The organism is Streptomyces novaecaesareae (assembly GCF_000716875.1).
Lineage (GTDB): Bacteria > Actinomycetota > Actinomycetes > Streptomycetales > Streptomycetaceae > Kitasatospora > Kitasatospora novaecaesareae.
Genome location: NZ_JNWQ01000006.1, coordinates 48,368 through 66,694 on the forward strand (window position 1 = coordinate 48,368; position 18,327 = coordinate 66,694).

Annotated in this window: 17 protein-coding genes; 6 read left to right on the forward strand and 11 right to left on the reverse strand. The window is 74.2% G+C overall.

Annotated elements, in window-relative coordinates; genetic code table 11:
• Nucleotides 1-22: 22 nt before the first annotated feature.
• Nucleotides 23-439 (reverse strand): ankyrin repeat domain-containing protein, encoded by a 417-nt coding sequence (locus tag OP86_RS03755; RefSeq protein WP_030058374.1) that lies wholly within the window; start codon nucleotides 437-439, stop codon nucleotides 23-25.
• 397 nt (nucleotides 440-836) lie between these two features.
• Here OP86_RS03755 and OP86_RS03760 point away from each other — a divergent pair, with 397 nt between their 5' ends.
• The 3 genes from OP86_RS03760 (at nucleotide 837) to OP86_RS03770 (ending at nucleotide 3,426) form a co-directional block, all read left to right on the forward strand.
• Nucleotides 837-1,031, forward strand: a complete 195-nt coding sequence (locus tag OP86_RS03760) for a hypothetical protein (protein ID WP_030058373.1) — start codon at nucleotides 837-839, stop codon at nucleotides 1,029-1,031.
• A gap of 109 nt (nucleotides 1,032-1,140) precedes the next feature.
• Nucleotides 1,141-2,766 carry a membrane protein gene (locus OP86_RS03765; RefSeq protein WP_030058372.1) on the forward strand — a complete coding sequence of 542 codons (1,626 nt, stop codon included), beginning with the start codon at nucleotides 1,141-1,143 and terminating at the stop codon, nucleotides 2,764-2,766.
• A 285-nt stretch (nucleotides 2,767-3,051) separates the two neighbouring features.
• Nucleotides 3,052-3,426 (forward strand): RNA polymerase-binding protein RbpA, encoded by a 375-nt coding sequence (locus OP86_RS03770; protein WP_030058371.1) that lies wholly within the window; start codon nucleotides 3,052-3,054, stop codon nucleotides 3,424-3,426.
• 114 nt (nucleotides 3,427-3,540) lie between these two features.
• On the opposite strand, the gene fxsA is transcribed toward OP86_RS03770, so the two are convergent.
• From fxsA to OP86_RS03795, 5 genes are all read right to left on the reverse strand, one after another.
• Nucleotides 3,541-4,119, reverse strand: coding sequence for an FxsA family membrane protein (fxsA, locus tag OP86_RS03775; protein WP_030058370.1), 579 nt, complete (start codon nucleotides 4,117-4,119; stop codon nucleotides 3,541-3,543).
• 82 nt (nucleotides 4,120-4,201) lie between these two features.
• A complete protein-coding gene (gene lnt / locus OP86_RS03780) occupies nucleotides 4,202-5,815 on the reverse strand; it encodes an apolipoprotein N-acyltransferase (protein WP_418952581.1) in 1,614 nt (537 codons plus the stop codon).
• Nucleotides 5,816-5,928: 113 nt separating this feature from the next.
• A complete protein-coding gene (locus OP86_RS03785) occupies nucleotides 5,929-6,387 on the reverse strand; it encodes a hypothetical protein (RefSeq protein WP_030058367.1) in 459 nt (152 codons plus the stop codon).
• Nucleotides 6,388-6,445: 58 nt separating this feature from the next.
• Nucleotides 6,446-8,086, reverse strand: coding sequence for an amidohydrolase (locus tag OP86_RS03790; protein WP_030255203.1), 1,641 nt, complete (start codon nucleotides 8,084-8,086; stop codon nucleotides 6,446-6,448).
• Nucleotides 8,087-8,147: 61 nt separating this feature from the next.
• Nucleotides 8,148-8,588 carry an Lrp/AsnC family transcriptional regulator gene (locus OP86_RS03795; protein ID WP_030058365.1) on the reverse strand — a complete coding sequence of 147 codons (441 nt, stop codon included), beginning with the start codon at nucleotides 8,586-8,588 and terminating at the stop codon, nucleotides 8,148-8,150.
• Nucleotides 8,589-8,817: 229 nt separating this feature from the next.
• Between OP86_RS03795 and OP86_RS37355 the strand changes: the two genes are divergently transcribed.
• On the forward strand, nucleotides 8,818-9,312 hold the full coding sequence (locus tag OP86_RS37355) for a hypothetical protein (protein WP_199815144.1): 495 nt from the start codon (nucleotides 8,818-8,820) through the stop codon (nucleotides 9,310-9,312).
• 173 nt (nucleotides 9,313-9,485) lie between these two features.
• Here OP86_RS37355 and OP86_RS03805 read toward each other — a convergent pair whose 3' ends face one another.
• The gene (locus tag OP86_RS03805) at nucleotides 9,486-10,649 is read right to left on the reverse strand and encodes an acyl-CoA dehydrogenase family protein (RefSeq protein ID WP_030058362.1); all 1,164 of its coding nucleotides are present in this window, start codon (nucleotides 10,647-10,649) and stop codon (nucleotides 9,486-9,488) included.
• Between the two features lie 210 nt (nucleotides 10,650-10,859).
• Here OP86_RS03805 and OP86_RS03810 point away from each other — a divergent pair, with 210 nt between their 5' ends.
• Together OP86_RS03810 and OP86_RS03815 are read left to right on the forward strand one after the other, a co-directional pair.
• On the forward strand, nucleotides 10,860-11,516 hold the full coding sequence (locus tag OP86_RS03810) for a uridine kinase family protein (protein WP_051829645.1): 657 nt from the start codon (nucleotides 10,860-10,862) through the stop codon (nucleotides 11,514-11,516).
• 401 nt (nucleotides 11,517-11,917) lie between these two features.
• Nucleotides 11,918-13,948: an AAA family ATPase gene (locus tag OP86_RS03815; RefSeq protein ID WP_078588424.1), complete on the forward strand. Its 2,031-nt coding sequence runs from the start codon at nucleotides 11,918-11,920 to the stop codon at nucleotides 13,946-13,948.
• A gap of 25 nt (nucleotides 13,949-13,973) precedes the next feature.
• Here OP86_RS03815 and OP86_RS03820 read toward each other — a convergent pair whose 3' ends face one another.
• From OP86_RS03820 to OP86_RS03835, 4 genes are all read right to left on the reverse strand, one after another.
• Nucleotides 13,974-14,963, reverse strand: coding sequence for an NAD-dependent epimerase/dehydratase family protein (locus OP86_RS03820; protein WP_030255216.1), 990 nt, complete (start codon nucleotides 14,961-14,963; stop codon nucleotides 13,974-13,976).
• A 142-nt stretch (nucleotides 14,964-15,105) separates the two neighbouring features.
• A complete protein-coding gene (locus OP86_RS03825; protein WP_030255219.1) occupies nucleotides 15,106-16,152 on the reverse strand; it encodes a hemolysin family protein in 1,047 nt (348 codons plus the stop codon).
• A complete protein-coding gene (locus OP86_RS03830) occupies nucleotides 16,149-17,492 on the reverse strand; it encodes a hemolysin family protein (protein ID WP_051829646.1) in 1,344 nt (447 codons plus the stop codon). Before OP86_RS03830 ends, OP86_RS03825 begins: the two co-directional genes overlap by 4 nt.
• A 268-nt stretch (nucleotides 17,493-17,760) precedes the next feature.
• Nucleotides 17,761-18,228, reverse strand: coding sequence for a PH domain-containing protein (locus tag OP86_RS03835; protein WP_051829647.1), 468 nt, complete (start codon nucleotides 18,226-18,228; stop codon nucleotides 17,761-17,763).
• Between the last annotated feature and the right edge of the window lie 99 nt (nucleotides 18,229-18,327).

Below are 18,327 nucleotides of genomic sequence, written 5' to 3' on the forward strand. Positions count from 1 at the left end.
TCGAAAAGCCTACGGGCCCCGCTCAGCGGGCCTCGAACCGGGCGACCAGGTCCTCCTTGCCGAACATCCGGGCGGTGTCGACGGCGCTCGGGACGCCCGCGTGCGGGTCGGCGCCGCCGGCCAGCAGGGCGGCGAGCACGTCCTCGGCGCCCTTGAAGACGGCGCCGGCCAGCGGGGTCTGGCCGCGGTCGTTGGCGAGGTTCGGGTCGGCACCGTGCCGGAGCAGCACCTCGACGGTGGCGGCGTGGCCGTGGTAGGCGGCGAGCATGACGAGGGTGTCGCCGCGGTCGTTGGTGAGGTCGGCCGGGGCTCCGGCGTCCAGGTAGGCGGCCAGGGTGTCGGTCGCCCCGGCCCGGGCGGCGTCGAAGAGCTTCCCGGCCAGCGCGATCACCTCGGCGTCGGGGGCGTCGGCGGGCTGCTGGCTGGCGGCGTCGGTCATGGCGGGCGGCCTTTCCGGTCGGTTCGTCGGGTGGTCACGGGCTGCGCCCAGGGCACGGTAGCGGCCGGCGCCGGAGCGGGCCAGCCGGTTTCCGTGATCCGGATGACGGCCCGGGCCCGCCCCGACACGCGGCCACACGGGTTGCGCAGCCATTCGAGCGAACTTTCCGGACCCCCCGGAAACTTCCCACCCACCCCCCGGGAATGCCTGGCGGCACCGATTCCCTGCGGCGCCCGGCCCCCACCCAGGCCGGTTCGCATACCGCCATCCGGCTCCCGGAGCGGCATTGAACGGCAGAACCACCCATTTGCACCGTTCCATCATCTATTACTTTTTGTCACGATTATTGCACTTTCCGTAACACCCGCCGCTTGTCCCCCCTCCCGAGGAGCGGATCGTGATCCTCTCGATTTCCGGCATCGTCCTGTTCGGCACCATCGCCTTTCTCTTCTTCCGCCGGGACGGACTGAAGGTCTCCCACGCCATCGTCTGCGCCCTCTTCGGCTTCTACATCGCCGGTTCGTCGATCGCCCCGAGCATCACCGCGGGCGGCGCCAGCCTCGCGAGCCTGCTCGGCGGCATCAAGTTCTAGCCGCCACCACTCACCCCCGTACCGGCCCGGGCGCGGATCCCACCGCCCCGGGCCCCGTCGTACCCCACCTCCGCACCCCACCCGTCCCACTCGCCCGGGGAGTCAAGGAATGCCGCTCCACCGCCACCTCAGCAAGGGCCGCGAGATCGCCCGGACCGCCGGGGACCACGCCTCCGACATGTTCGCCCCGCTCTCCGTCATCGGCCGCGGCCTGCGCCACCACGCCGACTGGGCCAAGGCCCGCTGGCAGGACACCCCGAAGGAGCGCCGCGGCCCGACGGTCTTCCTGTCCGCCGCGATGCTGGTCGGCATCTACCTGCTGCCGCACGGTCTGCTGTTCGCCCTGATCGCCCTGATGGCCAGCGCCGCCTGGGCCGGACGGGCCCCCAAGGCGCCGCCCGCCCCGCCCGCGCCGGACGTCGCCGACATCAAGCTGAGCGCCCTCTACGCGGCGCTCACCCCGTACCTGTGCGGCCCCGAGGACGCCAACCCGCTGTACCACTTCGAGGGCAGCTACAAGAACGTCTTCGGCTCCTGGGAGTTCGACGGCGAGGGCCGGCTCTCCCGGCTGGAGCTGAGCTACCCCGCGTACTTCACCGACACCGAGCCGGCCGCCCGGGCCCGGATCGAGCAGGTCGTCCAGGGGAAGGCCGGCCGGGCCCGGGAGTACCGCTTCGACTGGGACGAGGAGTCCAACCGGCTGCGGATCGCCGCGCTCGCCCCGCTGCCCACCGACGTCGTCGCCCAGCGCTTCGTGGCCACCCCCGGCGAGATCGTGCTGGGCTTCACCGACGAGGACGGCACCGCGCGGACCATCCCCGTCACCCAGGGCGGCGCGGTCACCCAGCAGCCGCCGGTGGTCTGGCGCACCGGCCCGCGCTCCGCCGAACCGCACCTGCTGGCCCTCGGCGTCACCGGCTACGGCACCTCCAGCCTGCTCCGTTCGGTCGCCCTGCAGGCCCTCCCGTACGCCGACCTGGTGATCGTCGACGGCGCGGGCACCGGGGAGCACGCCTGCCTGGTGAACCGGCCCGGCGTGCACACCGTGGAGACCAGCCTGCACGGCGCGCTGGCCGCACTGGAGTGGGCCGCCCGGGAGACCGACCGGCGGCTCACCGCGCTCAACGCCGCCCGGCACGCCGGCACCGCCCCGCCCGAGGACGTCACCCGGCCGCTGTGGCTGCTGCTGGACCACCCGACCGAGCTGAGCGAACTCGCCCAGGCCGAGGGCCGCCCCGACCCGCAGGACCTGCTGGAGCTGCCGCTGCGGCACGGCCGCGCCGCCCGGGTCACCGTGGCGATCGCCGACGACATCGAGGCCCGGGACCGGCTCACCCCCACCGTCCGCGTCACCACCCGGGCCCGGGTAGTGCTCGGCCCGGCCGGCCCCGAGGAGGGCCGCGCCGCGCTCGGCGCACCGCTGGACATCGTGCCCGCCGCACACGCCCCGATCGGCCGCGGCTACGCCCGGGTCGGCAACGGCACCCCCGTCCGGCTGCAGGTGCCCGCCACCGTCGACCCGCTGGACGACGAGGCCCCGGCCCCGCTGCGGGACGCGGTGATCGCCCTCCTGCCGCACCGCGACACCCGCACCGAGGCGGCCGCCGGCGTACCGCCCCGCCCGGAGCGCCCGCCGCTGGCGACGCCGGCCGATCCGGCCCCGCCGGCCGATCCGGCCCGCCCGGTCGACCTGGCCAAGGACGAGCCGATGATCCGCTCACGTCCGATCTCCTGACCTGCTCGACGGCTCCGGGTCGGGGCCGCCGGACACGGCCGGAACCCGTCCCGGTACGCTCGACACAGAAAGTCCCCACGATCACCAGATGTGAAATAGGTGACACCTTGGGTGATATCACCGGCCAGATGTGACAAATCGGGCGCAGGTGGGTACAAACAGGGGCGGCACGACAGACGACGCATGTCCCGGGACGGGAATCTTCGTCGGAAGCCGAGCGTTGACCGAACGACGAAGAACAGCGACCACTAGTCCTGTGGGCCATAAGCCCGGGAGGCACGATTCATGAGCGAGCGAGCTCTCCGCGGCACGCGACTCGGGGCCACTAGCTACGAGACCGACCGCGGTATCGATCTGGCTCCCCGCCAGACCGTCGAGTACGCATGTCAGAACGGACACCGATTCGAGGTTCCATTCTCGGTCGAGGCGGAGATCCCCGCAGTCTGGGAATGCCGCTTCTGTGGCCAGGAGGCAGCACTCCTCGACGGCGACGAGCCGGAGGAGAAGAAGACCAAGCCGACGCGCACCCATTGGGACATGCTGATGGAGCGCCGGACGCGCGAGGAACTGGAGGAGGTGCTGGCCGAACGGCTGGCCGTGCTCCGCTCCGGCGGGATGAACCTCGCGGTGCACCCGCGGGACACCCGTAAGAGCGCCTGATCTCGCTCCCGCCGCGAGCGGGAGGACGCGAAAAGGGACCCTGGTTTCCAGGGTCCCTTTCGCGTTGTCCGCCCTCGTGGTGGCCGCCCCGCGTCGTCCGCACCCTTCGCGTCGTCAGCCGGTGATCGGCGGGCGGTAGGTGGTGTCCGGGCCCTCCGGGCCGCGCGGGCCGGCCTCCGGCTCGACGACCTCGCCCTGGATGACCTTGCCGTCCGGGCGGTGGATGCGCAGCTGCTCCTGCAGCCGCATCGCGTCGGCGAACGGGTCGGCGCCGACGGCGGAGGTGCCGCGCATCGCCTTGTCGGCGACCCGGCGGCCGACCGCCCGCCACAGCGCCCGGGTGGGCGGGAACAGCAGGGTCAGGGCCAGCAGGTCGGACAGGAAGCCGGGGACGATCAGCAGCAGGCCGGCCAGCACGGTCATGCTGGTGCCGGTCTGCGGCTGCTCGGACTGCGGGTTCTTGCTCTGCTCGATCGCCGCCGACAGCGCCTTCAGCCCGGCCCGCTTGATCAGCGAGCCGCCGATCAGGGCGCCCGCGACGAGCAGCAGCAGGACGGTCAGGCCGCCCAGCCAGGAGCCGACCTGGACCAGCAGCCAGATCTCCAGCACCAGCCAGGCGGTGAGCAGCAACGGCAGCACTCGGCGGAGCTTTCCGCGCGGGGCCGGACGGGTGGGGGCAGCTTGCTGGGTCACGGTACGAATCCACTCCAGGCGGTGCTCTGCGCGCCGCACGGGAGGTCCGGGCCGGCTACGGCACCACCTGGTCCAACGATCCCTACTCGGCCGGTGTTCCGACGGCAGGCTTCTTGCGACGCCCCACCAGGACGGCAGCGCCGCAGGCCAGCAGGCCGCCGAGGGCCAGTGTCCACTCCGGGGCGGCGCCCACCCGGTCGGCGACCGTGGTGCCGTCGCGCAGCGGGACGGTCGCCGACAGCTCGGCCGGGGTCAGCTCCTGGGTGCGCTGCTGGACGGTGCCGTCCGGGGCGATCACGGCGCTGATGCCGCTGGTGGCGGCGATCAGCACGGCCCGGCCGTGCTCGACCGCCCGCAGCCGGCTCATCGCGAGCTGCTGCTCGGGCTGGCCGGTCCTGGCGTAGGTCGCGTTGTTGGTCTGGACGACCAGGACGCGGGCGCCGCTGTCCACGGTGTCGCGGACGATCTCGTCGTACGCCACCTCGAAGCAGATCACGTCGCCGATCCGGGCCGGGCCGAGCTGCATCACGCCGTTGTGGTCGCCGGGGTAGAAGTCCCGGGCGACCCGCTGGAGGCGGGTGATCACCTTCATCAGCTGGGCGCGGAAGGGCACGTACTCGCCGAACGGGACGGGGTGCTGCTTGGTGTAGGAGGCGCCGGGGCCGGTGACCGGATCCCAGACGATGCCCTCGTTCTGGACGTGCTGCGCGTCCGGGCCGTCAACCAGGGTGCCGACCAGGGTGGGCACGCCGATCGCCTTGACGGCCTCGTCGATGCGCTGGCGGGCCAGTGGGTCGCTGAACGGGTCGAGGTCGGAGGAGTTCTCCGGCCAGATCACCACGTCCGGGCGCTCGACCTTGCCGGCCGCGATGTCGGCGGCCAGGCGCTCGGTGGCCGAGGCGTGGTTGTTGAGGACCATCATCGGGCGGCCGAGGAAGTCCATGCCCGGGTTGGGCACGTTGCCCTGGACGATGGCGACCTTCACGGAGTCGGCCGCGGCGGTGGGCACCGGGACGAGGTGGCCGGCGAGCAGCGCGGCCACGGCGCCGAGCGCCGCCAGGGCGGCCGCCTTCGGGGCCCGGCCCGGCCCGCGCAGGCGCAGCGCCGCCCAGGCGAGCAGGGCGCCGGACAGGGCCACCGCGAAGGTCACCAGCGGCGCGCCGCCGAGCGCGGCCAGCGGGGTGTACGGGGTGGCGGTGTTGGCGAAGGCCAGCCGGCCCCAGGGGAAGCCGCCGAGCGGCAGCCGGTCGCGGGCCCACTCCTGGGTGATCCACAGGCAGGCCGTCCAGAGCGGCCAGCCGGGCAGCCGGGAGGTGACGGCCAGTGCGCCGCCGAGCAGCGCCAGGAACAGCGCCTCGACGACCGACAGGCCGACCGTGGCGTCCCAGCCGACCACCCGCAGCCAGCTGAGCAGCATCAGGAAGAACGGCAGGCCGAAGGCGAAGCCCGTCCACAGGCCCTGGCGGAAGGTGCGGCCCCGGGTGAGCAGCGAGAGCGCGGCGACGCCGAGCAGCGACAACGGCCAGAGGTCGAAGGGCGGGAAGGCGAGGGCGAGCAGCAGGCCGGCCAGGGCCGCGAGGCCGGTCCGGGGCAGCCCGGCGCGGACCTTGGCGAGCACCCGGGCACCGAGGCCCGGTCGGGGCGCCGGCTCCGGCGGCTCGGGTGCGGTCCCGGACCGCTCCTGGGTGACGGGAATGGCCACCGGCGCACCATCTTCCTGGGGGCTTGCTGTTCGGACGCTGTGCGAAGAAGGTACCCCGGAAGGCCGCTGGGACGTGCGGTGAGGGTGCTGGTGGGGTTCGTTGCTGGTCAGCGGGCGGTGTAGCGGACCTCGCCGAGTGGCCAGTGGTCGGAGAGCCAGGTGGAGACGGCGCGGTACAGGGGGGCGTCCAGGTGGGCGCGGTCGGCCCGGACCCAGGAGCTGACGCTGACCGCGGACGGGTCCTCGCGGTCCGGGTAGATGTAGACGCAGCCGATCACCTCGCTCCCCTCGGGCTCCAGGACGGTGTAGGTGAAGCCGGTGCGCGCGGCGAAGTCGGCGGCGTGGCGGCGCAGGTCGGCGAGGTTCCGCTCGGCCGGCATCCCGTCGACGGGCGGCCAGCTGCGGCCGACGAAGCCGGGGGTGGCCCGGATGTGCTCGATGCTGCCGGTCCAGGCGGCGTGGTCGGAGGCGTTGTGCTGCTCGCCCAGGGGCTCCAGGCGGAACTCCGGGGCGAGCAGCTCGCGCGGGACGGCGAAGTCGGCGGGGACCAGTGGGTGGGTCGTCATGGTGGTCAACCTACGGCCGGTGCCGCGCCGCCTCACCTGGTTTACCGCCGGTGGACGGCTACCGCTGGTGCACGGTGCGGCTGCGGACCACGGTGCGCAGGCAGGTCGGCAGCGGGTGGCCCGGGGTCAGGTCGGGCAGGCCGGGGGTGCCGGAGCGCGGGTCGGTGGACCAGCCCGCCACCCGGGAGTCGGGGGCCTGGACGACCAGCTCGCCGGCGGCCCAGATCGCGTAGCTGGCGACGGCGCCGGGCACCAGCACGCCGTCCTGGTCCCGGCCGATCGCGCGCCAGCCGCCGCGGGTGTGGGCGGTGAAGGCGGCGCGGACCGAGATCCGGTGGTCGAGGGTCCGGTGGAAGGCCGCCGCGCGGACGGTGCCCCACGGGTCGAGCGGGGTGACCGGGGCGTCCGAGCCGAAGGCCAGCGGGACGCCGGCCCGCAGCAGGGCGGCGAAGGGGTTGAGGGCCGCGGCCCGCTCGGCGCCCAGGCGCTGGACGTACATGCCCTCCGGGCCGCCCCAGGCGGCGTCGAAGGCGGGCTGGACGGAGGCGGTGAGGCCCAGCTCGGCGAAGGCGGCGATGGACTCGCCGTCCAGGGCCTCGGCGTGCTCGACGCGGTGGCGCAGGGCCTTGACCCGGCCGGCGCCGACCCGCTCGCCGGCCGCCCGGACGCCCTCGATCACGGCGGCCACGGCCGCGTCGCCGATGGCGTGGAAACCGGCCTGCAGCCCGGCCTCGGTGCAGGCGGCGACGTGGTCGGCGACCTGCTCGGCGGTCAGGTAGGCGGTGCCGGTGTGCTCGGCGTCGACGTACGGGCTGTGCAGGCAGGCGGTGCGGGAGCCGATCGCGCCGTCGACGAAGAGGTCGCCGCCGGCGCCCACCGCGCCGAGCCGGCGGGCCGTCTCGACGCCGCCCAGCTCTCCCCAGTAGCCGAACACTTCGGGGCCCTCGCCCTCGGCGGCCAGCGCCAGCAGGGCTTCCAGGTCCTGCTCGGAGGAGATCTCCGGGCCGGCGCACTCGTGCAGGGCGCCGATGCCGAGCTCGGCGGCGCGGGCAAGGGTGGCGTGCTGGGCGCGGCGGCGCTGCTCGGGGGTGAGGCGGGCCAGCGCGGTCTGCCGGACGGCGTGGTGGGCGTCCTTGGTGAGCGGGCCCTCGGGGGCGTATCCGGGCCGCTCGGCGAGGCCCTCGGTGAGGGTGCGCAGCGCGGTGGTGGCCAGCGCGGAGTGCACGTCGGTGCGGGAGAGGTAGAGCGCGGCGCCGCGGGCGGCCTCGTCGAGTTCGGCGAGGGTCGGCGGGCGGCCCTCGGGCCAGCCGCTCTCGTCCCAGCCGTGGCCGATCAGCACCCCGCCGGGCTCGGACCGGGCGTCGACGAAGGCGGTGACGGCCGCCAGGGTGGCGGCCAGCGAGGGGCTGCCGGTGAGGTCGAGGCCGGTGAGCGCCAGGCCGGTGGCGGTGGCGTGCACGTGGGCGTCCACGAAGGCGGGGGTGACCAGGGCGCCGTCCAGTTCGACGACCTCGTCGGCGGACGCGGCGTACGCCTCGGCGGCGCCGTCGCTGCCGACCCAGGCGATGTGCTCGCCTTCCACCAGCATCGCGGTGGCGAAGGGGTCGGCGGGGCTGTAGACGGCGCCGCCGCGCAGCAGGACGGTTCGTGGGCCCCTCCTGCCCGAGGGCGGGCAAGGAGGGAGGGTGCGTTCGGTCATGGCGCCAAGTCTGCACCCCGCCCGTTCGGGCTCAGAGCTTCGGGGGTCGGAGCTTCGGGGGTCAGAGCTTCGGGGGTCGGGCCTCGTACGGGGTGGAGAGGACGACGGTGGTGCGGGTGGAGACCCCGGCGGCGCTGCGGATGCGCGCAAGCAGGTCCTCCAGGTCGCCGGGGGCGCCGACGCGGACCTTGAGGATGTAGTTCTCGTCGCCGGCGACGCTGTGGCAGGCCTCGATCTCGGGCAGGCCGGCCAGGCGGTCCGGGGTGTCGTCCGGGGCGCTGGGGTCGAAGGGTTTGACCGAGATGAACGCGGTCAGTGCCAAGTCGACGGCGTCGGGGTCGATGATCGCGGTGTAGCCGCGGATCACCCCTCGCTGTTCGAGGCGGCGCACGCGCTGGTGCACCGCCGAGGTGGACAGGCCGGTGGCCTTGCCCAGGTCCGTGTAGCTCATCCGGCCGTCCTCAAGGAGCAGCTGGACGATGCGTTGGTCGAGATCCTCCACAGTCCGTCAACCTACCCGGTCGGGCGCACGGGGGGCGCACGAGGTGGCACGAGTAAGCACTGCAGGTACCGGGCGGGCACATGCCGGGTGAATGTGGCAGCGGATGTGGTCAAGGACACACCCGGTGCATCACGGTGCACAACACCGCAGGGTTATGAGTCCGGATCACAGGGAAGTGCTGGTTGTGGCCCTGGACGACCAGGCCGGGCCCGATCCTAGGGGGATCCTCATGCCTGCTACTGACCAGCGCGTGCTGGGCGCCGACGAGACCGACGATATGACCGGCCGCGACGACCTCGCGGTCGACCACGCGCCGAACGCCGACCTTGGCGAGGCCGAGACCTGGGAGATCTTCCGGGTCAACTGCCCCGAGTGCCGCCGCCCGATCGCCCTGGTGGCGGACGAGGAGCGGCTGCCGCAGCACGCCCTGCTGCCGACCGCCTGGAACCCCTTCGCCCCCGCGGTCTGCCCGGGCTCGGGCACGCCGACCGACGACCTCGCGGAGGTGGAGGAGCCGGAGGACGCCGAGCCGACCGGCTTCGGGGCGCTGTTCAAGCTCCCGAGCGAACTGGACTGGCGCACCCAGCCGTTCTCGCACGCGGTGGCGCACTGCCCGGTGCGGGTCGCCGCGGTCGGCCAGGCCGTGCCCGCCCTCCCCTCCGTCCCGACGGTCTCCGCGCTCCGCGCCATCCCGGAGCAGCGCCGCCGCCTCGTCCGGCGCTGACCGTCCGGCCCGCGCGCACCGGTAGACACCGCACGGGGTCGACGCCGCGCACGGGCCGGTGGACGCGCCGCCAGGAACGCCTCCGGCCGTCACTCCGCACCCTGGAGTGACGGCCGGAGGCCGTATGCGGGGAGGGTGCCGGGTCGTCGCGGACACCCGGCCCTCCCGGGGCGTCAGCCCTTGGTGAGGTGGCGGCCGATCACCAGGCGCTGGATCTGGTTGGTGCCCTCGACGATCTGCAGCACCTTGGCCTCGCGCATGAACCGCTCCGCCGGGAAGTCCTGGGTGTAGCCGTAGCCGCCGAGCACCTGGACGGCGTCGGTGGTCACCCGCATCACCGCGTCGGTGCAGAACAGCTTGGCCATCGCCGCCTCCTTGGAGAACGGCCGGCCCGCGTCCTTCAGGCGCGCGGCGGCCAGGTAGAGCGCACGGCCGGCCTCGATCTGGGTGGCCATGTCGGCGAGCATGAAGGACAGGCCCTGGAACTCGGCGATCGGACGGCCGAACTGGCGCCGGGTGCGCGCGTAGTCGACCGCGAGGTCGAGCGCGGCCTGGGCGACGCCGATCGCGCAGGCGGCGATGCCCAGGCGACCGGAGTCCAGCGCGGCGAGCGCGATCTGGAAGCCCTGGCCCTCCTCGCCGACCAGCCGCTCGCGGGGCACCCGGGCGCCGTCGAAGTGCAGCTGCGCGGTCGGCGAGGAGCGCATGCCCATCTTGTGCTCCGGCGGGGCCGCGGACAGGCCCTGCTGGGTGCCGGGGACGAGCAGGCAGCTGATGCCCTTGGCACCCTCGCCGCCGGTGCGCACCAGGGCGCTGTAGAAGTCGGCCTGGCCGCCGTGGGTGATCCACGCCTTGGTGCCGTTCACCACGTACGCCTCGCCGTCGAGGTCGGCGCGGGTGCGCAGCGCGGCCGCGTCCGAGCCGGACTGCGGCTCGGAGAGGCAGTAGGCGCCGAGCTGCTCGCCGGAGAGCATGCCGGGCAGCCACTTGTCGCGCTGCTCGTCGGTGCCGAAGGTGGCCAGCGCGTGGCAGGACAGGGTGTGCACGCTGACGCCGAGGCCGACGGCCAGCCAGCCGGCCGCGAGCTCCTCCAGCACCTGGAGGTACACCTCGTAGGGCTGCGCGCCGCCGCCGTACTTCTCGTCGTACGGGAGGGAGAGCAGGCCGGCCTCGCCGAGGGTGCGGAAGACCTCCCGCGGGAAGCGGCCGGCGGCCTCGTCCTCCGCCGCGCGCGGCTGGAGCTCGCGCTCGACCAGGTCCCGGGTGAGGCTCAGCAGCTCGCGGGCCTCCTCGGTGGGCAGCTGGCGCTCCACGGCTTTCACAGGGGAGGGGGTCATGGCGGTGGTCGCCTCCTCGATCGGGCGACGGACCGAGCTGTCGGCTGGTCCGGCGCGGGTGTGGCTGGTCGGACCGACCGGCACCGGGTTGCGGTGAACGGCCGTTCACAGTCGTGGCGAAGCGAGTATGCCCGAAACCCGCGCTGCCGTCACGACCTGCACAGATGAACTGTCCGCAGTGGTGGGGTACGGCACCGTAGGGTTGACGTTGTGGCTGCTTTCGGAACCCCCTCCTCCCCTTCCCGGCGCACCCCGGACGACGGGCTGAGCGCGCTGGCCGAGGATCTGCGGGCGCTGCCGCCCTCGTGCGGGCCGGTGCGGCTGGTCGCGGTGGACGGGCACGCGGGGTCCGGGAAGACGACCTTCGCCGGGCGGCTGGCGGCGGCGCTGGGCGGGGCTCCGGTGGTGCACCTGGACGACCTGGCCACCCACAGCGAGCTCTTCGGGTGGACCGGGCGGCTGCGCGAGCAGGTGCTGGAGCCGCTGGCGGCCGGGCGGGACGCCGCGTACCGGGTGTACGACTGGACGCTGCGCCGCTTCGCGGGCACGGCCGCGGTGCCGGCCGCCCCGGTCGTGCTGGTCGAGGGGGTCGGCTCGGGACGGCGGGCGGTGCGGCCGTGGCTGGCCCGGGTGATCTGGATGGAGCTGGCCGCCGATGCGGCCCGCCGCCGGGGCGAGGAGCGGGACGGCCCGGAACTGGCCGAGTTCTGGGCGGGCTGGGCCCGGGCCGAATCGGCGCATTTCGCCGCGGACCCGAGCCGCCCGTACGCCGCGACGCGGGTCGACGGGGTGACCGGCCGGATCGCGCCGGGCACCGTCGGTGAACCTTCAACAATCGCCTTGACCTGCGACATCGCCAGGATTTAGGTTCTCCTCAGTCGCCGGAACGAAAGCGTCCGGCGCCTCGGACCCGGCGCCCCCGGCTTGTTCCCCCGTGAGCCGGGGGCGTCGTCCGGTCCCCTTCCGAATCTCGCTCCCCCGCCGCCCCGCTCAGTGCCCGTTTCGGTGCCCGGCCGCTCAACAGCCGCCCGTACGATCGCATTTGACCCCCTTCGGCACCCTTCCGGATCAGCCCGGCCCCGGTACGATTTCCTGGCGGGCGCATATGCGCCGCAGGGGCTCGACGACCACCGGCCAGGCCGCGCGCACGCGAGTCGCCGGCCGAGCCCCGGGCCACACCGCGGGGGGCGTGAGTGACGACGGTGGACAGTTCGGACAGCACGGCGGGCGGCCCGGACCGGCTCGCCGACCGGGCCTGGCTTCGCGCCATGGACGCCTACACGGCCGGTGCGTACACCCGGGCCGAGGAGGAGTTCCGGGCGGCCGTCCGGCTGGACCCGGGCATGGCCGACGCATGGCTCGGCCTGCACGCGCTGCGCAGCGACACCTCGGCGGCGCTGCTGGCGATGTACCGCCACCAGAAGCGCTTCGGCGAACAGCGGCGACTGCACCGACGGCCGCTCAGTTCCTGGTACTGGCTGGGCTGGTGGGTCCAGCCCGTGCTGGAGGACGCCCGCGACCTCGCGCTGGCGCACGCCTCGCACTGGCTGGACGGCCGCCACCTGGCCGAGCTGGACCGCGCGCTGGAGCAGTGCCCGGCACCCAGCGAGGACCCGTCCGCCCGCTTCCTGTACGCCTGCCGGTCCTACCTGCTCAAGGACTGGGAGCAGCTGATCCGGGACACCGACCGCCTGCTGGACGACCCGATGCTCGGCATCGAGGCCGGACTGTTCGCCGGGATGGCGCGGGTGCGGCTGGACATGTGCGCGCAGGCGCAGGCCCCACTGGCCGCCTCGCTCGCCCGCTGCCGCTCCGAGCAGCCGCAGCGCAAGGAGCTGCGGTACTGGCTGGCACGGGCGTACGAGGGCGCCGGGCGCAGTGCGGCGGCGCTGCCGCTCTACCGGGCGGTGCACCGGGCGGATCCGGCGTTCATGGACACCGCGGCACGGCTGGCCGCCATCTCGGCCGAGGACGGGCTCGCGGACGGGCTCACGGACGGCGTCGCCGACGGGCTCGCGGACGGGCTGCTCATGGGCGGGCGTTCGGGCGGGGCCGAGAACGCCGGGCCGGGCGTCGAGGCCGGCTTCCCGGACGACGCCGGGTACACCGCCGGGTACGCCGCCGGGCCGGGGTTCGGCGAGGAGTTCGAGGACGGAGCCGGGCAGGACGGCGCGACCGTCTCCGGCGACGGGGTGCTGGACGGCGGGATGCCGAACGGCGGCGTGCCGAACGGCGGGCCCCCGCTGGACGCCGGCCTGGCGGACGACGGCCTGCTGGAGGGGACGCTCGCCGACGGCACACCGCAGGCCGCCGGTGAGCGGTCCGGATCGGGCGGCCCCCAGAGCGGCCCCGCCGCACCTCCGCCCCCGCCCTCGCCGCTGCCGGTCCGCGGCCAGGCGCAGCCCCGGGCGGCGGCCGCGCCCGCGCCCCGGCCGGACAGCGACGAGCGGGAGTTGGACGCCGCCCTTGCCGAACTCTCGCTGATGGTCGGCATGGAGCCGGTGAAGCGCCAAGTCCGCGCGCTGTCCGCCCAGTTGAGAATGTCGCGACTGCGGGCCGCACAGGGCCTGCCGGTTCAGCCGCCCAAGCGCCACTTCGTCTTCTCCGGCCCCTCCGGCACCGGCAAGACCACCGTGGCCCGTATCCTCGGCCGGGTCTTCCACGCCCTCGGCCTGCTCTCCGGCGACCACCTGGTGGAGGCCCAACGCGCGGACCTGGTGGGCGAGTTCCTCGGCCAGACCGCCGTCAAGGCGAACGAGCTGATCGACTCCGCGCTGGACGGGGTGCTGTTCATCGACGAGGCGTACAGCCTCTCCAACTCCGGCTACACCAAGGGCGACGCGTACGGCGACGAGGCGCTCCAGGTGCTGCTCAAGCGCGCCGAGGACAACCGGGACCGGCTGGTGGTGATCCTGGCCGGCTACCCCGAGGGCATGAACCGACTTCTCGCCACCAACCCCGGCCTCAACTCCCGCTTCACCACCCGGGTCGACTTCCCGAGCTACCGCCCGGGCGAGCTGACCGCGATCGGCGCCGCGCTGGCCGGCCGGGACGGCGACGGCTGGGACGAGGACGCCGCCGAGGAGCTGGCCAGCATCTGCACCCACGTGGTCCGCGAGGGCTGGATCGACGAGCTGGGCAACGGCCGGTTCATCCGCACCCTGTACGAGAAGTCCTGCGCCTACCGGGACCTGCGGCTGTCGCTGCTGCGCGAGCCGCCCGGACGGGAGGACCTGGCCACGCTGCGCCTGCCGGACCTCGTCCAGGCGTACGGGGAGCTGATCGACGGCCGGGGCTGAGCCCGCCCGGAGGCGAGCGCGGGAGTCACGCCTCCCTGAGCAGCGCGGCCTCGCGCTCGGGGTCGAGCCCGACGGCGGCCCGGTCGGAGCGCTGCGGGGCGGTGCCGCCGATCGCCTGCAGCCAGGCCCAGGTGGACTCGACCGTCTCCTCGACCGGCCGGCAGCGCAGCCCGGCGCCGACGGCGCGCTCGACCGAGCCGGTGTGCAGGAAGTCGTACAGCTCGCCGGGTGCCAGCCAGATCGGCAGCTCGGTCCACGGTTCGATGCCCGCCGCCAGGATCCGCTCGGGGTCGGTCCAGCGCAGTTCGGCGTCCGAGCCGGTGGCCCGCACGCAGGCCTCCAGCAGCTCCCCCATCGTGGCGTGGCCGGACGGGCTGACCAGGTTGTACGGGCCGCCGAGGCGGGCCACCACCGCGTCCAGGGTCCAGGCCGCGAGGTCGCGGGCGTCGATGTACTGCAGCGCCAGCTCGCGCGGCCCGGGGGCGAGTACCGGGCCGCCGCGGGCGATCCGGTTCAGCCACCAGGGCAGTCGGCCGATGTTCTCGTGCGGGCCGAGGATCAGCCCGGCGCGGGCGAGCAGGGCCTGCCCGCCGAACTCCGCCTCCAGAGCCAGTTCGGCGCCGCGCTTGGCCTCGGCGTAGGGCACCTCGCCGGTGAGGTCGGGCGACGAGGCGACCGCCGGCGCCGACTCGCCCGCGTCGGCGACCAGCGGGTACTCGTACACCGACCGGCTGGAGACGTACGCGTAGTGGCCGACCCGGCCGTTCAGTACCCGGGCGCTGTCGCGCACCGCGGCCGGGGCCCAGGACCAGGTGTCCACCACTGCGTCCCACTCCTCCGCCCCCAGCGCCGCGAGCCCGTCCTCGGCCGTGCGGTCGCCCTTCAGCACCCGGACGCCCTCGGGCGCGGGCTGCGTGCCGCGGTTGAGGGCCGTCACCTCCCAACCCCTGGCCAGCGCCTCCTCGGCGACGACCCGTCCGACGAACTTGGTTCCACCCAGCAGGAGAAGTCTCATGCCGGCCACTCTCCTCCGAGGGCGGCCGGCATGGAACGGCTGCATGCTCTGGGCAGAATCGCCGGGAGAGGACACGCCCTCGGTGAACACGGGAACCCGGCAGCGCCCGGGCGGTCGCGAGGGCCCGGGCGGTCGCGGTCGCCTAGGCGGTCGCGCGGTGGTCCGGGTCGTGCATCTCCCCGATCAGCTCCTCCAGGACGTCCTCCAGCGTGACCACGCCGAGCGTGCGCCCGTCCTGGTCCAGGACGGCGGCCAGGTGGCAGGCCGCGCGGCGCATCGCGCCGAGGGCGTCGTCCAGCGGGAGGCCGCCGCGCAGCGCCGTGATCGGCCGCCACAGGCGGGCCGGGATCGGCGCCGAGGGCTCCTCCACGTCGAGGATGTCCTTGAGGTGGACGTAGCCGAGGTAGCCGTGGCCGGCCGGGTCGCCGTCGGTGACCGGGAAGCGCGAGAAGCCGGTGCGCAGGGCGAGCTCCTCGACCTCGGCGGCGGTCGCCTTGGTGTCCACGGTGACCAGCTGCTCGGGCTTGAGCAACACCTCGGTGACCGGTCGGCGGCCCAGCTCCAGGGCGTCCTCCAGGCGCTCCTGGCGGTCCTCGTCGAGCAGGCCGGCGTCCCGGGAGTCGACCAGCAGGTACATCAGCTGCTCGGTGGTGAAGACCGACTCGACCTCGCCCTTGGCGTCGACCCGGAACAGCTTGAGGATGCCGTTGGCGAAGGTGTTCAGCAGCCAGATCACCGGGGCCAGCCAGCGGGCCAGCCGGTCCAGCGGCGGGCCGAGCCAGAGCGCGGCCTTCTCCGGGCCGGCCATGGCCATGTTCTTCGGCACCATCTCGCCCATCACCATGTGCAGGAAGACCACGACGGCGAGCGAGATCCCGTACGAGAGCGGGTGCATCAGGCCGGACGGGACACCGATCGCGTGGAACGGGCCCTCCAGCAGGGAGGCGATGGTCGGCTCGGCGAGGGCACCGAGGCCCAGCGAGCAGACGGTGATGCCGAGCTGGGCGGCGGCCAGCATCGCGGAGACGTTGGACAGCGCGTGCAGCACCGTGCGGGCGCGCCTGTGCCCGGCCTCGGCGAGCGGCTCGATCTGGCTGCGGCGCACCGACACGACGGCGAACTCGGCGCCGACGAAGAAGGCGTTGCCCAGCAGGAGCAGCAGCGCCACGGCGAGTTGGAGGACGGTCATCGGGCGCCGTCCTCGTCCGCGCCGAACATCCCGGGCGCGGCGGTGCGCTCCACCCGGACCTGGCTGGTGCGGTGGCGGTCGACACCGGTCACGGTGAACCGCCAGCCCGGCAGTTCGGCCTGCTCGCCCACCTCGGGGAGCTTGCCGAGCAGGTCGGCGACCAGGCCGGCCAGCGTCTCGTACGGGCCGTCCGGGGCGTTCAGGCCGATCTGTTCCAGCTGGTCGATCCGGGTGCGGCCGTCGGCCTCCCAGACCGGCAGGCCGTCGACGGCCGGCAGCCGGAGCAGCTCGGGGTGGTCCTCCGGGTCGTGCTCGTCCTGCACCTCGCCGACGATCTCCTCGACGATGTCCTCGACGGTGACGACGCCGGCGGTGCCGCCGTACTCGTCGACCACGATGGCCATCGGCTGGAGGCGGCGCAGCCGGTCGAGCAGCCGCTCGGCGGGCAGGGTCTCGGGCACCAGCAGCGGCGGCGAGGAGAGCTCGCCGACCCGCACCAGGCCGCGCCGGGCGGCCGGGACGGCGAGGGCGTCCTTGAGCGTCACGATGCCGGTGACCTCGTCCAGGCTGTCGGCGTACACCGGGAAGCGGGACAGGCCGGTGGCCCGGGTCAGGTTGAGGACGTCGGAGGCGGTGGCGTCGCGCTGGAGCGCGGACACGTCGACGCGCGGGGTCATCACGGACTCGGCGGTCAGCTCGCTCAGGCCCAGGGTGCGGACGAAGAGGGTCGCCGACTCCTCGTCTATCGCGCCGGCCTTGGCCGAGTGCCGGGCCAGCGAGACCAGCTCGGCCGGGGTGCGGGCGTGGCCCAGCTCCTCCTGCGGCTCGATGCCGAACGCCCGTACGGTGCGATCGGCGGCGCCGTTGAGGAAGCTGATCAGCGGGCGGCAGGCGAAGGAGAACGCCATGTGCGGGGCGGCGACCGCGCGGGCCACCTGGAGCGGGCGGGAGATCGCCCAGTTCTTCGGGACCAGCTCGCCGATCACCATCTGGACGACGGTGGCCAGCACCATGCCGACGACCACGGCGACGCCGCGGGCGGCCGAGTCGGGCACACCGAGGCCGGACATGACGGGCGCGAGCAGGGTCGACAGGGCCGGCTCGGCGAGCATGCCGACCACCAGCGAGGTGACGGTGATGCCGAGCTGGGCGCCGGAGAGCTCGAACGAGAGGTGCCGCAGGGCCCCGGAGACGCGGCGGGACTTGGCGTCGCCCGCCTCGGCGGAACGTTCCACCGCCCCGCGCTCGACGGTCACGAAGGCGAACTCGGCGGCCACGAACAGGCCGTTGGCGAGGATCAGGAGAACGGCGGCGAACAACAGCAGCCAGGCGGTGATCACAGTGCCGCCTGCCTTCCGGGGAGCGGAAGTGAGGCGGCGCAGGTACTACCGGACGGATCGTCCATCGAGGGGGAGAGTCACTCCTCTGGTCGGTGCGGGGGGACGCGTCCGCGGTCGCTGCGGGGGTCGCGTCGGAGCAGGGCGAACTTTGCCCTGCTTTTACCAGCGTAGACCATACCCAAGCGGACCTAGGAAGTCTGTTCGGACCCGCCGGGCCCCGGCACCGCAGGCCCCGGAACCGCAGGTCGCAGGGCCCTGGGGGCCGCTCTCAGGCCTGCGCGTGGTGCTCGACCAGGTCGCGCAGCGCGCGGGCGTCCGCGATCGCCTGCGCCTTGCCGACGCCGGACTGGATGCCGACGACGGCGAGCGAGGTGCCGTCGGCGAGGTCGAGGGTGGCCCACGGGTCGCCCTGGCGGAAGTTGACCCGGACGATCTCGGCCCAGGCGAGCCGGCGGCTGCGGACGAAGTTGACCACCGTCACGCCGTCCCGGTCGGCGCTGACCCGGGGGCGGGCCAGCATCAGGCCGACGGCGGCGAACAGGACGCCGCTGCCCGTCATCATGATCCGGTCGTTGAGCTGCCAGTTCTCCGGGAGCAGCACGGCCAGCACGGCGAACAGCACCACCAGCACGACGCAGACCGGCAGCAGCACGGCGCGGGTGCGGCGCGGCGCCCAGGTGACGGGGAACTCGACGGGCGGCGTGGACACGTGGGGTCTCCGGTGGGGTGGTTCCATGGGGTGGTTCCAGGCGAAGGGCGGGGACGCTGTTCGGCGTCCCCGCCCCATTCAACCGTTGCTTGACTGTGCGACTGCGACCGGCCGGGCCGGAGTGGG

Excerpts from the sequence above, each read along its gene's own strand:
- OP86_RS03755 (WP_030058374.1), bottom strand. The coding sequence starts at position 439 with ATGACCGACGCCGCCAGCCAGCAGCCCGCCGACGCCCCCGACGCCGAG.
- OP86_RS03765 (WP_030058372.1), top strand. The coding sequence starts at position 1,141 with ATGCCGCTCCACCGCCACCTCAGCAAGGGCCGCGAGATCGCCCGGACC.
- OP86_RS03770 (WP_030058371.1), top strand. The coding sequence starts at position 3,052 with ATGAGCGAGCGAGCTCTCCGCGGCACGCGACTCGGGGCCACTAGCTAC.
- OP86_RS03785 (WP_030058367.1), bottom strand. The coding sequence starts at position 6,387 with ATGACGACCCACCCACTGGTCCCCGCCGACTTCGCCGTCCCGCGCGAG.
- OP86_RS03790 (WP_030255203.1), bottom strand. The coding sequence starts at position 8,086 with ATGACCGAACGCACCCTCCCTCCTTGCCCGCCCTCGGGCAGGAGGGGC.
- OP86_RS37355 (WP_199815144.1), top strand. The coding sequence starts at position 8,818 with ATGCCTGCTACTGACCAGCGCGTGCTGGGCGCCGACGAGACCGACGAT.
- OP86_RS03805 (WP_030058362.1), bottom strand. The coding sequence starts at position 10,649 with ATGACCCCCTCCCCTGTGAAAGCCGTGGAGCGCCAGCTGCCCACCGAG.
- OP86_RS03815 (WP_078588424.1), top strand. The coding sequence starts at position 11,918 with ATGGACGCCTACACGGCCGGTGCGTACACCCGGGCCGAGGAGGAGTTC.
- OP86_RS03820 (WP_030255216.1), bottom strand. The coding sequence starts at position 14,963 with ATGAGACTTCTCCTGCTGGGTGGAACCAAGTTCGTCGGACGGGTCGTC.
- OP86_RS03825 (WP_030255219.1), bottom strand. The coding sequence starts at position 16,152 with ATGACCGTCCTCCAACTCGCCGTGGCGCTGCTGCTCCTGCTGGGCAAC.
- OP86_RS03835 (WP_051829647.1), bottom strand. The coding sequence starts at position 18,228 with ATGGAACCACCCCACCGGAGACCCCACGTGTCCACGCCGCCCGTCGAG.